General features: G+C 41.7%; 15 protein-coding genes. 4 read left to right on the top strand and 11 right to left on the bottom strand.

From position 1 onward, the window contains the following. Window positions 1-173: 173 nt before the first annotated feature. From phoU to Q4533_RS16200, 4 genes are all read right to left on the bottom strand, one after another. On the bottom strand, window positions 174-884 hold the full coding sequence (phoU, locus tag Q4533_RS16185) for a phosphate signaling complex protein PhoU (RefSeq protein ID WP_102437679.1): 711 nt from the start codon (window positions 882-884) through the stop codon (window positions 174-176). A 77-nt stretch (window positions 885-961) separates the two neighbouring features. Then, window positions 962-1,780, bottom strand: coding sequence for a phosphate ABC transporter ATP-binding protein PstB (pstB, locus tag Q4533_RS16190; protein WP_102437681.1), 819 nt, complete (start codon window positions 1,778-1,780; stop codon window positions 962-964). 28 nt (window positions 1,781-1,808) lie between these two features. Continuing rightward, complete coding sequence (pstA, locus tag Q4533_RS16195) at window positions 1,809-3,467, bottom strand: phosphate ABC transporter permease PstA (protein WP_102437683.1); 1,659 nt, start codon at window positions 3,465-3,467, stop codon at window positions 1,809-1,811. A gap of 58 nt (window positions 3,468-3,525) precedes the next feature. Further along, window positions 3,526-5,781, bottom strand: coding sequence for an ABC transporter permease subunit (locus Q4533_RS16200; RefSeq protein ID WP_102475668.1), 2,256 nt, complete (start codon window positions 5,779-5,781; stop codon window positions 3,526-3,528). 253 nt (window positions 5,782-6,034) lie between these two features. On the opposite strand from Q4533_RS16200, the gene Q4533_RS16205 reads away from it, so the two are divergent. Both Q4533_RS16205 and Q4533_RS16210 read left to right on the top strand, forming a co-directional pair. Next, window positions 6,035-6,541, top strand: coding sequence for a glycine cleavage system protein R (locus Q4533_RS16205; RefSeq protein WP_102437687.1), 507 nt, complete (start codon window positions 6,035-6,037; stop codon window positions 6,539-6,541). Window positions 6,542-6,770: 229 nt separating this feature from the next. Continuing rightward, a complete protein-coding gene (locus tag Q4533_RS16210; RefSeq protein WP_102437689.1) occupies window positions 6,771-7,589 on the top strand; it encodes a DUF2797 domain-containing protein in 819 nt (272 codons plus the stop codon). A gap of 153 nt (window positions 7,590-7,742) precedes the next feature. On the opposite strand, the gene Q4533_RS16215 is transcribed toward Q4533_RS16210, so the two are convergent. Then, entirely contained in the window at window positions 7,743-8,324 is a 582-nt protein-coding gene (locus Q4533_RS16215; RefSeq protein WP_303461765.1) for a DUF4136 domain-containing protein, read from the bottom strand. Window positions 8,325-8,669: 345 nt separating this feature from the next. On the opposite strand from Q4533_RS16215, the gene Q4533_RS16220 reads away from it, so the two are divergent. Further along, window positions 8,670-9,269, top strand: coding sequence for a LysE family translocator (locus tag Q4533_RS16220; protein ID WP_102437693.1), 600 nt, complete (start codon window positions 8,670-8,672; stop codon window positions 9,267-9,269). 24 nt (window positions 9,270-9,293) lie between these two features. After that, window positions 9,294-9,842 carry a DUF1415 domain-containing protein gene (locus Q4533_RS16225; protein ID WP_102437695.1) on the top strand — a complete coding sequence of 183 codons (549 nt, stop codon included), beginning with the start codon at window positions 9,294-9,296 and terminating at the stop codon, window positions 9,840-9,842. 15 nt (window positions 9,843-9,857) lie between these two features. Here Q4533_RS16225 and Q4533_RS16230 read toward each other — a convergent pair whose 3' ends face one another. The 6 genes from Q4533_RS16230 to Q4533_RS16255 form a co-directional block, all read right to left on the bottom strand. Beyond that, window positions 9,858-11,165 (bottom strand): BamA/TamA family outer membrane protein, encoded by a 1,308-nt coding sequence (locus Q4533_RS16230; RefSeq protein WP_303503322.1) that lies wholly within the window; start codon window positions 11,163-11,165, stop codon window positions 9,858-9,860. Next, complete coding sequence (locus tag Q4533_RS16235; protein ID WP_303503325.1) at window positions 11,152-12,567, bottom strand: DUF4056 domain-containing protein; 1,416 nt, start codon at window positions 12,565-12,567, stop codon at window positions 11,152-11,154. Before Q4533_RS16235 ends, Q4533_RS16230 begins: the two co-directional genes overlap by 14 nt. Next, on the bottom strand, window positions 12,564-13,478 hold the full coding sequence (locus tag Q4533_RS16240) for an alpha/beta fold hydrolase (RefSeq protein ID WP_102437699.1): 915 nt from the start codon (window positions 13,476-13,478) through the stop codon (window positions 12,564-12,566). The genes Q4533_RS16235 and Q4533_RS16240 overlap by 4 nt, the downstream gene beginning before the upstream one ends. Before the next feature lie 5 nt (window positions 13,479-13,483). Next, window positions 13,484-14,380: a virulence protein gene (locus Q4533_RS16245; protein WP_241900939.1), complete on the bottom strand. Its 897-nt coding sequence runs from the start codon at window positions 14,378-14,380 to the stop codon at window positions 13,484-13,486. A 311-nt stretch (window positions 14,381-14,691) separates the two neighbouring features. Next, window positions 14,692-15,093, bottom strand: a complete 402-nt coding sequence (locus Q4533_RS16250) for a hypothetical protein (protein WP_102475670.1) — start codon at window positions 15,091-15,093, stop codon at window positions 14,692-14,694. After that, window positions 15,094-15,924 carry a class I SAM-dependent methyltransferase gene (locus Q4533_RS16255; RefSeq protein WP_303503327.1) on the bottom strand — a complete coding sequence of 277 codons (831 nt, stop codon included), beginning with the start codon at window positions 15,922-15,924 and terminating at the stop codon, window positions 15,094-15,096. It lies immediately after the preceding gene. Window positions 15,925-16,040 lie beyond the last annotated feature (116 nt).

Below are 16,040 nucleotides of genomic sequence, written 5' to 3' on the forward strand. Positions count from 1 at the left end.
TTAACACAGTTTGCTAATGCTCCAGCCTATTTAGCCCCCTTGTTGAGCAAAGGCTAATTAACTTTTGTGAGTTGGCTCACAGCATTAGCACTACCAGCATAAAAGTGACAGCAATAAAAAAGTCCCATTAACCATAATGAGACTGTTATTTTTTGCTTGCAGGCAAACATAGCTTACATATTTAGATCTTTTTCCATCTCTTCATAGGAAGTATGGCGAACATCTTTACCTTTAACGAAATAGATAATGTACTCACAAATGTTTTTACAGCGGTCCCCCACACGCTCAACCGCCCGCGCAGCCCAAAGTACATCTAACACACCAGGAATTGAGCGAGGATCTTCCATCATATAGGTCATTAACTGACGAATAATCCCTTCATATTCTTTGTCTAGTTTGGCATCTTCTTTGTGTAACTCTAAGGCATTATCAGCATCCATACGTGCAAGCGCGTCCAGTGTCGAATGCAAGGTACGGGTTGCATGGCGACCCATGTTTTCAATACTCACCAATAATGGCTGTTGATTGTTTAAACGTTTATCTAATGCTGCTTTTGCGATACGTACACAAGCATCACCAATACGCTCTAAATCAGTAATAGTTTTAGTTATGGTGATAATTAAACGTAAGTCACTTGCCGCTGGTTGGCGCTTAGCAATAATGCGGGTGCATTCTTCATCAATTGACACTTCCATGCCATTTACGCGGTGATCGCCATTAATCACTTTTTGGGCAAGCTCGGCATCTAAGCTACCAAGAGCATCAAGGGCTTGTTCAAGTTGGCGCTCAACTAAACCGCCCATGGCCAAAACACGGTTACGAATATCTTCTAATTCAGCATTAAACTGTCCAGAAATATGCTTATTTAAACTTTTGTTTTCCATTACTTTATTACCTTAATTATCTCTGACTTTCTCACCAATGACTTGCCATAAGCGCCAGCTTACTCACTTCGTTATTATTAACCGTAACGACCTGTGATGTAATCTTCGGTTTTACGCTTTTGCGGCGTGGTGAAAATGGTATTGGTATCCGCATATTCAATCAACTCGCCCATGTACATAAAGGCGGTTTGATCAGAAACCCGCGCCGCTTGTTGCATGTTATGGGTCACTATCACTACTGTGTATTTCGATTTAAGCTCAGTGATCAGCTCTTCGATGGTTAAGGTTGAAATAGGATCCAGTGCTGATGTGGGCTCATCAAGCAATAACACTTCAGGCTCAATAGCAATAGCGCGAGCAATAACCAAACGTTGTTGCTGACCACCCGATAGGCCAAAAGCATTATCGTGTAAGCGATCTTTCACTTCATCCCAAATCGCAGCGCCACGTAATGACATTTCAGCAGCTTCGTCTAGTTCGCGGCGATTACTCACCCCTTGTAGGCGTAAGCCATAAACCACATTCTCATAAATTGATTTAGGAAATGGGTTTGGGCGCTGGAAAACCATACCGACATTTCGACGCAACTGAGCGACATCAACATTTTTGTCATAAATATTTTGCCCGTTCAGTAAGATTTCACCACTGATTTTACAGGTTTCAACCAAGTCATTCATGCGGTTAATACAACGCAGTAAGGTTGATTTACCACAACCACTTGGGCCAATAAAGGCGGTGACTTGTTTTTTAGGAATTTTCATTCCAACGTTATATAACGCCTGCTTATCACCATAACGTAAATCAAGGTTACGAATTTCTAGGGCAGTATCCTGTGCGGGTAAGTTTGCTAAATCAATAATGTTAGATTTAGTTGCGCGTTGATCAATTGAAATCATTTTTGTATTTTCCTCAGGATATCGCTAATTAATGTTCTAGCGAACGGAATTTTTCACGTAAGTGATTACGTACACTAATTGCTGTTAAGTTAAGTGTCACAATCACAGATACTAATAAGAATGAAGTCGCGTAAACCAATGGTCTCGCCGCTTCAACGTTAGGGCTTTGAAAGCCAACGTCATAAATATGGAACCCAAGATGCATAAACTTACGTTCTAAATGCACAAACGGGAAGTTCATATCAATCGGTAATGTCGGCGCCAGTTTTACCACGCCCACTAACATCAGTGGTGCTACCTCACCTGCTGCTCGGGCGACCGCAAGAATAAGTCCGGTCATAATCGCAGGGCTTGCCATTGGAATAACAATGCGCCATAAGGTTTCAAATTTGGTTGCCCCTAAGGCTAAGCTGCCTTGACGCACGGCACTTGGAATACGGCTTAAGCCCTCTTCCGTAGATACAATCACCACAGGTAAAGTTAAGATAGCCAAGGTTAAGGCTGACCAAATCACCCCTGGAGAACCAAACGTTGGCGCAGGCAATGCTTCAGGGTAAAACAGCTGATCTAACGAACCACCAAGCATATACACAAAGAAGCCCAAACCAAATACACCATAAACGATTGATGGCACACCGGCTAAGTTAATCACCGCAATACGGATCATCTTAGTAATTGGCCCTTTTTTGGCGTACTCATGTAAATAAATTGCCGCGATTACGCCAAATGGGGTCACGATAACCGCCATGAGCATCACCATAAATACCGTACCAAAAATAGCAGGGAACACGCCGCCTTCGGTGTTAGCTTCACGTGGGTCTTGGCTAATAAAACGCCCCATGCCCACAAACCAATGACCGAGTTTATCGACGATGTTCATGTGATTGACATAGCTAACATCAAGCACGCTATCGAGTTTTAAGGTGACCTCTTCACCGCGCATATCACGCACAACCACTGAATCTCGCGCCGCTTTGTCGCGCAGGGCAAATAAGTCTTTTTCCATGACTAAGTAGTCTTGGTTTAACTGCTCTGCTTGGGCGTCCATCTCAGCTTTAATCGCTGGAGTGAGTTTGCCATCCAGTTCATATTTACGCTCTTTTAGGCGCAAACGCTCTAAGGCATAGTTCACTGAACCAATTTCAGACTTTTGCAGTGCCAGCGCCTCATCAGCAATATCAACTGCACGCTTGATATGTGCTACTAACGAAGTTTCAATGGCCTCGCCGGTAATATTTAAGCGCTTACCGTCTTCAATGACCGCAATTGGATAACCGTAAAAGTTACCATTTTTAGCCCTTTCGAGCATGGCCACATCAGCTGGCTTTTCACGGCTGACGATATCGGTGCCGAGGATCCAGCGAAAATCTAAGCCAACGAATTCACGGTTACCGGTTTTAACTAAGTAACGAGTCACAAACTCGCCAGGATGTTCATCAAACTGATGACCCGCTGCAATTAAACGTTCAGTGGGCACTTCTTCACGGTCGTAGATTTCACCAATTAGGGTTGTTTTAACGCCATTATTGTCTTCTAGCTGCCACTGATAAATATCGGCAGGCCAGAAGTAACTTAAGCCGCGCCACGCAATCAATAACAACAAACCCAGTACTGCAATCAAACAAATGCTCACCGCACCGCCAGTCATCCAAATCCATGGAGAACCTGATTTAAACCACTTACCCATTGCACAAACCTCTCAAGGCGATTGGCGAAATATTAAAAACTCTGTTCATCTTCATTCCTTAAAGTGAGCTATAACGTTCACGTAGACGTTGGCGTACCACTTCAGCAATGGTGTTAAAGACAAAGGTGAATACAAACAACACAAATGCCGCAAGGAATAGCACACGGTAATGGGAACTACCAATGGCAGACTCTGGCATCTCGACGGCGATATTTGCCGCTAGAGTACGCATCCCTTCAAACACACTCCACTCAAGGATTGCGGTGTTACCTGTTGCCATTAATACAATCATGGTCTCCCCCACTGCGCGGCCTAAACCCATCATGATGGCAGAGAAAATACCTGGGCTTGCCGTAAGCAGCACCACGCGGGTTAAGGTCTGCCAGTTAGTCGCGCCCAGTGCCAGTGAACCATTTGATAAATGACGTGGCACTGAGAAAATCGCATCTTCAGCAATGGAGAAAATTGTTGGAATAACCGCAAAACCCATCGCAATACCCACAACAAAGGCGTTGCGTTGATCGAATGTAATGCCTAAATCATTGGTAATGAACTGACGGGTATTACCATCAAAGAAGGCGATTTCGATTACAGGGCTAATCTCAAATGAGAACCAACCCACAAACAAAATCACTGGAATTAACATGATCTCTTGATAGGTTTCAGGTAGGCGTTGCTTCCATTTCGCTGGCAATTTACTCCAGGTAAATGCACTGACTAAAATACTGGTGGGCAGTAATGTGAGTAACACTAAAATGCCCGGTAAGTGATCTTCAATCAATGGCGCTAACCAAAGGCCAGCTAAGAAGCCTAAAATTACTGTCGGCAGTGCTTCCATGATTTCAATGGTCGGCTTAACCACGCCGCGCACTTTTGGCGACATAAAGTAGGCGGTATAAATCGCCCCTGCAATGGCCAGTGGCACGGCAAATAACATTGCATAAAATGCCGCTTTCATGGTGCCAAAAGCTAACGGCATTAAGCTTAATTTTGCTTCAAAATCATCTGAGCCCGAGGTTGACTGCCATACATATTGTGGCTCTGGGTAACCTTCGTACCAGACCTTTTCCCACAAAGCACTCCAAGACACTTCAGGGTGAGCATTATCAACCGCGAAAATGTTGAGCTTATTATTAGCTTCAACCACTAAGGCGTTTGAACGAGGGCTAAATGCCATCGCGCCCGGGTTGGCGATATCAAATGTTTCAGTGAATAAGTTGCGCTGACTGGTGGTATAAAGCAGTGATAGCTCACCTTCAGGGCTGACTACCGCAAAACTTTTACGGTAAAACTCTGTCGTCATGGCTCCGACTTTAGCGTCATTGTCAAAGTGTCTTATTTTTTGATACAAACGACCACTGCGACCACTGACTTGGAAATACTGGTCAATTAAGCCATTATCATAACTGACTAAAATTGAACTAGCACCTGCTAGCAGCATCACTTTCGACACCACTGACTTACCATTTTTCACATCGATAACTTGCAACAAGCTAGGTTCGTCACTATTGCGAATATCATAAATAAACAGTTTATTCGATGTTGGCAGGATCAATTGACGATGATCCGGTGTCATTAAGGCCGTAAAGGCATTATTGGGTGCATCTTTGATATAGGTTAAATCTGAATACCATTCGATTTCTTCAGTCATCATGTTTTCTTCGCCTTCAAGGCGACTTAGCTTCCACGAGCCATTGTCATCTTGATAAGCAAAACCAACACGATTATCGATATAATCAAAAACCAGATTGTTAAGGGCTTGGCCTTCATCCACCATAATCGGTGTTTCACCCAGTGGATAACGTAATCTTGGGGTAATGGTGCGCTTGTTATCTGGGTAAGTTACTCCAAAATCCACCCCGACGATTAATGCTTCACCAGTGCTTAAGCCTAAGGCAAAACGTTGCTCGTTAGGTTTAGCTTTAGCGCTACTAACAACCGTTGCGCCCTTAGGAAGCTTAGGTTTGAAGCTGGTGATTAACTGACGCCCTGCAACTGAATAAAAATCAACTTGGCCATCGACTAATACCCGATAAGCAATTTCATTTTGCTCATCACTGCCGACCATTAAGGTCGCGACCTCAGTTTGTTGATAGCTGATGGTTGAAATAGGCTCAACATCGGCGCCATCAAATATAGGTTTAATCACATACAATAAATAAAAGAAAATCAGCAACAAAGCGACAAATACCATGGTGCCACCCACAGTGACACCCACTTCAGCTGCCTTATCCATAAACGCTCTACGGCTGGTTTGTCTGTTTACTAACAAACTCTTCGCCGCAGAACCAGGCTGACTTACCTGACTTTCCATTAAGAACCTCTATAATTAATCGTTAACGATATTTCGCTATGATTGTTTGATTCGCTGTGTTACTAACTAAACGGTGCTTTTTACTTAAGCGAACTGTTTTTTCTTTAAGCAAATTGCCAGTTTTAAAACAGCTATTTAGCTTGTGTTTATGGCAGACTATAAATGCCATATTTTATTGAGCTGAATTATATGACGTCTTTATGACAGTAGTGTTACAGCAGATTTATTTGTTAAAATTTTGGGAGTTTATTTTATGCTTCATTACCTGATAACCCTTCAAGCACCTGATAGAAAAGGATTAGTTGAACAAATCGCCAATGTAATAAGTCGTCATAACGGTAACTGGCTGGACTCAGAAATGCGTCATATTGATGGCATTTTTGCGGCAATATTACAGTTAGAAGTATCAGCCCTTAAATGGGACGCATTATTAGATGCTTTAGAGTGCATTGACGGCCTAACCTGCAGCTTTAATAAAACCAGCCAAACCCCTGTACCAATAAAACGTCTCAGCTTCAATTTAGTCGCTTATGACCGTGAAGGCTTAGTGCTGGAAATCTCAAATAAGATCAATGCCCTTGGGATCAACATCGAGCAATTTAGTAGCAAACAAGAAACTGCTGGCCACACAGGCATCGCCTTGTTCAGGGCTACAATGGGCTTGGGGTTATCAGATCCATGCCAAGAAGAGCAACTTACTGACTCTTTGTATGAGTTAGGTGATGATGTGGTATTAGATAAGCTCAGTAAAAGCGCTTAATAGTCAATATTTTTCAAGGCACTTGAACAGCATATTCAGAAGTATTGAAAGCTTGAGATGCAAAATAATCAGTCATGGCCAAGTCCATGACTTTTTATCCCCTACTTGAGCGTATTTAAGGAGTATTTCTCCCTAAAGCCAATCTAAAAAAGCGGTTAATCTAACGGGCATTCATCTGGTAGACTGCATGACATAATCAACAATAACACCACAATATAAGAGAATACCGATGTTAGGCACCTTATCAAAAATGCGCACTCACCTTAATGAACAAGATGAAGTGCAGTACGAACTGCCGGTTGGCGATAATAGCGTTGCGCTAAACCCATTAATTGGTAAAACCCTAACCCTTAGCCATACAGGCAATATTTTCTGTTGTAATTGCGGTAAAAAAACCAAGAAGAGCTACTCTCAGGGCCACTGCTATGTGTGCATGCAAAAGCTGGCAAGCTGTGATTTATGCATCATGAAACCTGAAACCTGCCATTTTGATCAAGGTACTTGCCGTGAGCCAGAATGGGCGCAAACTCATTGTTTTGTGCCTCACTTTGTTTACCTATCAAATACTTCAGGCATCAAAGTCGGCATTACCCGTTACACCCAAATCCCCACGCGTTGGATTGACCAAGGTGCCACCCAAGGGCTACCTATTTTCAAGGTCTCAACTCGCCAATTGTCAGGTTTAGTGGAAGTTGAGTTTGCTAAACTCATCAATGATAAAACTAATTGGCAAGCCATGTTAAAGGGCAATGCTGATGATGTTGATTTAGTAGAAATGGCTCAGCAATTAATGCCTGAAGTAGAGCAGAGACTCGTTGAACTGCAGCAAGAAAACCCTGATTTTGTTATCGAAAGGCTCGATAATTCGATACAAAGCATTCATTTCCCTATCACTGAATTTCCTAAAAAAGTTAAGTCGCATAACTTTGATAAAACACCTGAGGTCACCGGGGTTTTACAAGGTATCAAAGGCCAGTACTTAATCTTTGACACTGGGGTGATTAACATCAGAAAGTTTTCATCTTACGAAGTAGAAATCGCGCAATAGCCAGTCACCTTGCGTTAATTCTTCATATAAATGTGATTGTTTAGATTAATACTAACAGCTTGCTTTAACAAAAAAGCCGCCGACATCACTGTCGGCGGTTTTTAGTTTTTGGACGCAATTGCTTAATTAAAGCCTTGTTAATTATTAAATAATTCAGTAGCTGTCATTATGTGGGATAGCTCTTAGCATCATGGTGGTTAATTTATCAAAGCGTTGTTCTCGATTTTGAACCGGTTTATCTGTTTCAGTGAAACCTTGAGCAAGTACACGCCAAATAGGTTGTTGACTATTAGGAATAAATATCGCTACAAGTACAGAACCCTTTTCAAACTCGTCATCTATCCCTGCTGTTGATAGTCCAGCGACTAAGCCAGCCTTGTCCATAATTTCTTTATCGCTCATTTCAGACTCTAACGCCATGCCAAAACCTATGACCATACTTGGCGACTGCGCTTCACTCACCAATGAATAGCCTTTTTTATCCATAATTTTGGTGATTGACTGCCGCATATGGCGGATCAGTTCTTCATCATCTAGCTTATTAGCAGTATGAACACTAAACATCGTTGGATGCCAAGCAAAGGTTTTGCCATAAGGCGATATTGCGCCTAAATCACCAGTGGTAACCATAGTAACACTTGTTGGCACATGGACTTCTGTGGCCTCTTTACTGGTGCAGCCAGTTAAGAAAATCAATAATAAACTCACCCATAAAAAATGTTGTTTCTTTATCATTTACGCCTCAACTATCTATTTCAACCAGATTGGTAGTTTAGAAGGTTACAAAACCTCTTATTAATATAAATCTACCATATAAACCATAACCTAACCTGACTGAAATTCAACGAGATCACAATCTTAATAGCCAGTATTCACCATCCAAGCACTTATAAAACAAAACACAGGCGTAACACCAGCGCCACTCAAACCCATCATTTAGCAAACCAATGTAACTCACAAAAAATGCTGGCATTGTCATTCGCATCATTCAGGGATTAATTTTCACTAGGTTACTGTTTAAATTAAGGCTAATATGCAGTTCAAAAATCTTTTATCCTAACCCCCAAAACAAAACCTTATATGGAATTAATTTTTACTATTGCATTATTCGCCTTTTCAGCCGGTATAACCCCTGGGCCAAACAATATTATGTTGATGACCTCAGGAGTGAACTTTGGTGTTAAACGTAGTATTCCCCACTTGATGGGTATTTCTTTGGGCTTTCCGACCATGATACTGGCCATTGGTCTGGGGTTAAGTAGCTTATTTCAAACCTACCCCATCATGCACCAAATTATAAAAGTCGTTGGGATCACTTACTTACTTTACCTTTCTTGGCTAATTGCTAACAACAACAGTAATTTAGAAGGTAAACAAACCAGTAAACCCTTTAGCTTTATACAAGCTGCAGCCTTTCAATGGGTCAATCCTAAAGGCTGGATAATTGCAATTGGTACCATTGCGACTTTCACGAACATTGAGCAACCGTTAACACCTCAAGTGCTCACTATTGCCATGGTCTTCTTATGTATCGCACTGCCCTGTGGCTCTGTGTGGCTAAGTTTTGGGGTTGGGCTGAAAAAGTTATTAAAAAATCAACGACAGCAACGCATTTTCAATGTTTCGATGGCAGTGTTATTAGTGCTGTCGATCATTCCGATGATCCTACCCAATAGTTAACCCAAGTAGTAACAATAGGTTTATATGTCTGAAATTAGCCAAGTCGAATTAGAAACTGCCAACTGGGTTTCTAAAGTGATTATGAAATACAATATTTGTCCTTTTGCCCGCCGTGAAATCGAACGCAATAGCATTCGCTATTTCACTTGTGAACAAACAAAAGTAAAGCAGGTAATGAAGGATTTTTTAACTGAATGTCAGTATTTGGATGAAAATCCACAAGCAGAAACCACACTGTTTATCTTGCCTCGTGGCTTTGAAGGGTTTTACAGCTATCTTGATATTGTTGACTTGGCCAATGACAAGTTACTTGAGCATGACTATGAAGGGGTGTATCAGTTAGCAAGTTTTCACCCTGACTATTGTTTTGAGGGAGAGCCCCAAGACAGCGCAGCAAACTATACCAATCGTGCGCCTTATCCAACCATCCATATTATTCGCGAAGCCAGTATGGAAGCCGCCTTAGCCGAATATAACGAACCTGAAACCATACCAGAGCGTAATATTGCTTTTGCAGAAAGAAAAGGCAGCGACTTTTTTGAAGCGTTATTAAAGCAGTGCAAACAGAGTTAGCACTGCTAAGGGCCGCTAGAAGGCTTCATTGACGTTAAAGTAAAAGCCGCTGTCACCATCACCAAACGCTAAATCTAGGCGTAAATTGACTTTAGGCTTAACCTCTAAACGATAACCTATACCAATATTAGGCAGTAACTCATCAAAGGACAATTCGCCCACTTTGTCTGCAATACTGCCAGCACCAACCCAATAAACCATGCCGTGCCTGCCAGTTAAATGTTGTCGATACTCCACCTGAGCCAGCAGCATTTGTTTGTCACGATAGCGACCAGTGGTGTAGCCCCGTAATGAATTACCTCCACCGATTTTAGATAGCTGATCCCAAGGTACATCGCCGTGGGTGAAGCGTCCGCGTACTTGCCATGCTATGGTGTCATCATCAAGGATTGGATAATAGGCACTGTATAAAGCGTTATAGACTTCAAAGTCGTGCTTGCCGCCAAAATCTTCGCGATACACGCCAATCTCAAACTGGCTAATGCTCCCCTGCTGCGGGTTAAGCACATGATCGCGGGTATCATAGTTAATTAATAAATTGACCCCAACATTACGAGAAACTTCTTGTAAAGGGTCAACATCCACATCAATTGAGACCACATCAACATCCGTGGCCTTTGCATAGGTAAAATCAAAACCTGCTCCCACAAAACTATGGGCGGATATGCGCTGCAGGAACATAGGGTTAACTTGAAATGTTTGACTATTAAATTCAACCCGATTTAAGTCTTGCTGGTTAAATTCATAACCTACGCCGTAGTACACATCCGGTATGTCATACACATTGGCATTTAAATAAAGACGTTGGTTATCGCCATTAAAAAAGGTTTTATTTTCAATCCCGACCCCTAGCGCGCCATTGATTGAGGCTAAACCATTAATAACCAAAGAAGATAAATCACTTACAGTATCCTCTGGGTCGACTTGATATAGCCCAACCACAGATATCCCGACACCTAAACTCATTTCAGGGTTATAAAATGGCCCAGGTAAATAGCTAAAATCAATGCCCTTATCTGGATCAAACTCACCATCGGCACCGAGGTTAGTCAGTAGGTTTTCAAACCAGCCTTGATCTTCAGCTTCATCGGTTATGGTTTCAAGCTGATCAGCGCCAACCAATACCGCCTCTCCTTCGCTTGTTGTTATTGGCGCTGACGTTTCTGGTTTTATTGTTGAATTTACTTGTGAATTTATTTCTGCGTTGGCAGAAATAGACGCATTCGCCTCCGTTAATGGGGCAGCAATAGCGGCATTGATGGCAAAAAAGCTGGCACAATTTACAATCAGTAGGCGAGTAACAAACGGACTAATTATTTTCATTTAACAGCGCACCTATTGCTGGTTCAATTGTGGCAGCGTCATTAATAGCTGCACCAGTGTCTGCAGCATTTTGAGGCTCTGTTTGTTCGCGAGTGTCTGGCAAGTCATCTAGCGGCGTTTGTTGATGGGTCAAATGAGGGTTTTCAGCTAAATGCTGCTTTAACAACTTATAATCCTCACGTTCATCATATTTAGCAATCTCTACAAACTGCAAATGGGTAAAGCCATCAAGCCATAATTCTTCTGGTACGTGGCTAAATGAACCTGCAAACTTTTTATCTACACTAATGTGCTGCACAGCCACTTCATCAAAGTTAATCCCAAAAAGCTCAACGGCTAATGATAAGTGTTGTGGTAATGCAGGCGCGTCGTAAACTGCTGCTACCTTGTCCCATTGATCACTCGCCTGAGCTTGCTCTTTACTGACCAAATAAGGTGATTGTTTGTCGCCGAGTAGGTAATGACGTTTAAGTAATACGAATTTATTTGGTAGTGGCTCGTTTGAGTCCCACCAGTCACCATCGATTGCCCTAAAGAGCGCATTGGTTTGCTCTTTAGATAAAGGCTCCAACCAAGCCAATGTGGCCGCTAACCAACCCGTCATATGATAATCATATTGCTGCTTGGTCATGGCTAAATTGTTGGTCAGGATTGCTAACGCAATTTTGGCTCCCAGCATGTTTGAATATAAATCTTCTAACGAATAAGCCGATACCGCTTCTGTCCATAAGGCAAAACTGCGATAACCATGCCACTGGGATATTTCATGGGCTTCAGCCATAGTAAAGGCTAAGCGTACCGCCATGGCCGCCGCTAACTCCCAACGGTCATCTGCCGATAAATAACTCACATCAAAAGCGGCAAGTTCAAAGGTTCTATGGCCAATTTCTAATGGTAATTCAATTGACTGTGCCTGACCCAGTTTAGGCTGAATAAGATAAAACAGGGCAATAGCATTATCAGCGGTATCACGCACATGGGCTAAATCAATAAAGCCGCCTTTACGGGTATAAAGCATGCCATTGTTTTCCATGCTCTTACCGCTATCAGGTGAGCCTTTTTCATAACTAAATGTACCGGCATCAAATGCATGTGCGCCAATATCCTCAAGCGCTACTGTGTTAGCGTGACGATAAAAAGGGATCGGTAATAACCCCATAGCGACTTTTTGGTCAAAACCAAAAGCACAACAAGGTCTGACACTGGCGGGCATTGAAAGTGCTGCATTTTCAGGAAGGGTAATATCTCTGACTAAGGCATTATCAGGTATATCATCTAAAGCGGCACTGACCGCAATATCTGTGGGTAATGCGCGCACTTGCCACTCATTACTAGAGCAAGCGCCTAAGGTCATAACTAAGCCTAAAAATGATATCGCTACGGGAATTTTTATGATTTTCATTGAATAAAAGCCCTGATTTCTTTATTAATTTGTTTAGGAAAGTCATTACTCAATCCGTGAACACCGTCAGGTATAACTATGATAGGTGCATTTAAAAACTCAGCAAAACGACGACCGTTATCTAATGGGAACACCACATCCTTTTCCCCCCAGATTAAGATGGTTGACGGTAAAGAGTCGGCAAATTCGTCGGGGTTTAATTGATCCCGATAAGCCGGCAAGGTGGTAATAAGAGATTCTTTTTGTGGCAGAGAGTCGGCAAAGTAATATTCATAAACCTGCTGGTCGATGAACGCTGGCATCCATGGATAATCAACGAAAGTTTTTTCAAGTAAACGTCTTACTTCAGGGCCATTTTTAGGCACAAACACCGCTTCAGGCACATCGGCACCAAAACGCTTAGTCATTGCTAGCATATCCTCATCTGAAAATATCAGTCCAGGACTTGCTAGCATCACCACCTTATCCACTTTGGGCTCGTGGATCATTAAATCAAAAGTGACAAAACCACCAAAAGAAATACCCACCAGGTTAACGCTGCTTAACGCTAATTGGCTTATCAACTGTTGCATAGCTTGGGTTTCACTACTGATAGTGGCAGGTGCAGCGCTATAGGACTCACCAAACCACAGTAAATCCGGCACTATCACTTGATAATCCTCACTCAAGTCGAGCATCATTTCATACCAGCTGGTCATGCCATTACCACCAAAACCGTGTAGTAATAATAAAGTGGGTTTAGCGCTATCGCCCCCTTGCCAGTAATGTAACTCGCCTCCCTCAGTCAATGACATTTGATGACGCTCAAAACCGTTTTTGAGCAAATTGTTTTGTTGGTGATCATCAACCATGGCAACAATGCTGCAGCCACTAAGCAATAGCGCAAAAAAACTAAGGATTATGAGTCTCATCAATATTAAAACCTATATCCAATACCTGCCATAAAACTAGTACGAGTACCAATACCGCCCTCAAGCAGTAAATCAAACCCTTTACCCAACTCAATTTGGCCACCAATTAAACCATTCCATTTATCGGCTAAATGTTGGTTAACTTCGAATTTAGCACCAGGAATAGGCACGCCAATATCCTGTAAAAAACCACTGAAGGTTTGCTCAACATTTTGGTACATTCCGCCAATCCAAATTTGGGTATCGTGACCACGGATATCAAAACGGTAGCCAACTCTTGGTGAAACAACAATTGAACTGATTTCACCTTCTAAAATATCTAAATCTGTATTGGTATAATTAACATCGAGCAAGGCAAACCAGTTACCAATACCGCCAACAATGGTGCCACCGGCGCCATAGGTTAAGCCTTCAAAATTTAAGGCAAAGTCAAAAGGAGCGGTTTCTACCGGCTTAAATGGAGGAGGAAGATCTAAGTTGACCGTGACATTTGCAATACTACTACCTGAGGTTTTACCAATAATGCCGTATAAATTTAAAAAAGGCAGCACCCACATATCAGCACGAAAGGTAATTGTTTCTGACTCTTGAATCGCTTCACTGCCTTTAATTGAGACAATTTCATCAAGCAGACCTAATCCCGAGAAACTGACATTTTCTACCACCAATGGCTGATCCATATTCATATAGGTCACCCCTATGCCATACGGCTTAGGTAACTCATAGCCTAAATCAATGGCATCTTGTGCCCAAATAGGAAAAACTCGGTCATATTTAGGCTGAACTTCGATAGCTTCATCCGCAGCTTCTGTAACCGACTCGTTAACGGACGCATTCACGTTTGCTTGAGTGGCAAAAGCAGTAAAACCTAAAAAAATACCTGATAAAACTCTTAACATCATGTAGGGATATCCTTGAATAACCATGATTCTTTAATAGGCTATAAACTGAATAAATTCAACTTTAGCTATTATAGTGTACTGACAATAAAGCGTTGATATTTTGTACAAAAAATACCAAGCTGGGCATAGTATAGACGGAAGCTGAATTTATATTAAAAGCCGTCAATATAAAAATAAATTCATTTAAACATAAGCACTTAATACGCAATTTCTCCATCAGGTTTACAGTCATAATGTTTTTGAATATAAAAACAAACAAATCTATAACAAACCTAATAACCTTGTTGAGACGCGATTGTTAGAAATGGTTATTAATTAACGCTGCAACTCATTGTCGCAGCCTCTGAAATCGTAATTACCACTCTTTTATGAATTTCAAAATTAGTAATATAACCGCACTCACCTGCGATGATCTCGCCACTATCAAGCTCTATGTGATAACGATATGCGCCATCTAACTGCGCTAAATCATAATACAGGGTGTTAGTATGCATGGCGGCGATGTCACCAAAGTCTAAGCGGCTATGGGGAAGTTTTACCACCGCTGATTCAACACCTTGAGCTGATTGATTACTGATGGTCAAACTGGGACTGAGATATAAGTACGACCAATATATTAATAAAATAAGCCCGCATAATAATATCGACACTTTGGCAAATAGTGCCCTCCAGCCAGTCACGACCTTAAGTTTATTACCCTTTGTAAAAACCATTTAGACTTTGGTTCCTTTCACTGTAAACACTAAAGGCACTGAGTTACCTTTAACAATAGAATGAAACTGATTAGGCGCTTGCTCTATCAAATTTTCAAAGCAGTTATAGGGGCTAAATGGATACTCGTTAAGACTATCAATTCTGATCCCTGCTTTGATTAGCGCATTAATAACATCACTTAATGAATGCGGCCAAGTCAGCATAGTTTGTGGTGTCGAAGCTGTTGATTGCGGTGAAGATTCAGACTCGAAATTACCATGTGATTCGGTATAACTACCCTCAACCACCACATCAGCCTCAGTTTTATGAAAATAACTATAACCTTCTAAAACATCCTGTAGTGGATGAAACTCAGCCATATAAAAACAGCCACCCTGCTTTAAACTCTTGGCAATGATGTTTGCCCAACGATCAAGACAAGGCAGCCAACAAATGGTGCCGTATGAGGTAAATACAATGTCAAAATCAGTGACTTGCTTATCGGTAAATTGGGGCAAACTTTGATCGCCAAATTGATACACATCGGCGCAAATAAACTCGGCTTTTAGCTCACATTGCAATGCCAGCTCATTAGCTTTAGCAATGGCAACATCCGATAAATCAACTGCAGTGACAATTGCACCTTTACGAACCCAAGATAAGCTATCAAGACCAAAATGGCATTGCAGGTGTAATAAAGATTTTCCATTAACATCAGTAAGTTCAGCTGTTTCAATTTCGGTTAATGAAGATTTCCCCTTCAAAAAACCAGCCACATCATAAAATGATGAATCAAAATGCACTTTTGCTCTTTCATTCCAAGCATGCTTATTAACTGAAACATAATCCATCATCAAAGCCTTGTAAGTCATTATTAATATTGTGTATTTTATAAATATACAATTTTATAATTAGCGCCTGCTTAACCTGCGACCAAATAGGACACAGTTAGCAAACAAATGATAAA

Source organism: Shewanella sp. 6_MG-2023 (assembly GCF_030547195.1).
GTDB lineage: Bacteria > Pseudomonadota > Gammaproteobacteria > Enterobacterales > Shewanellaceae > Shewanella.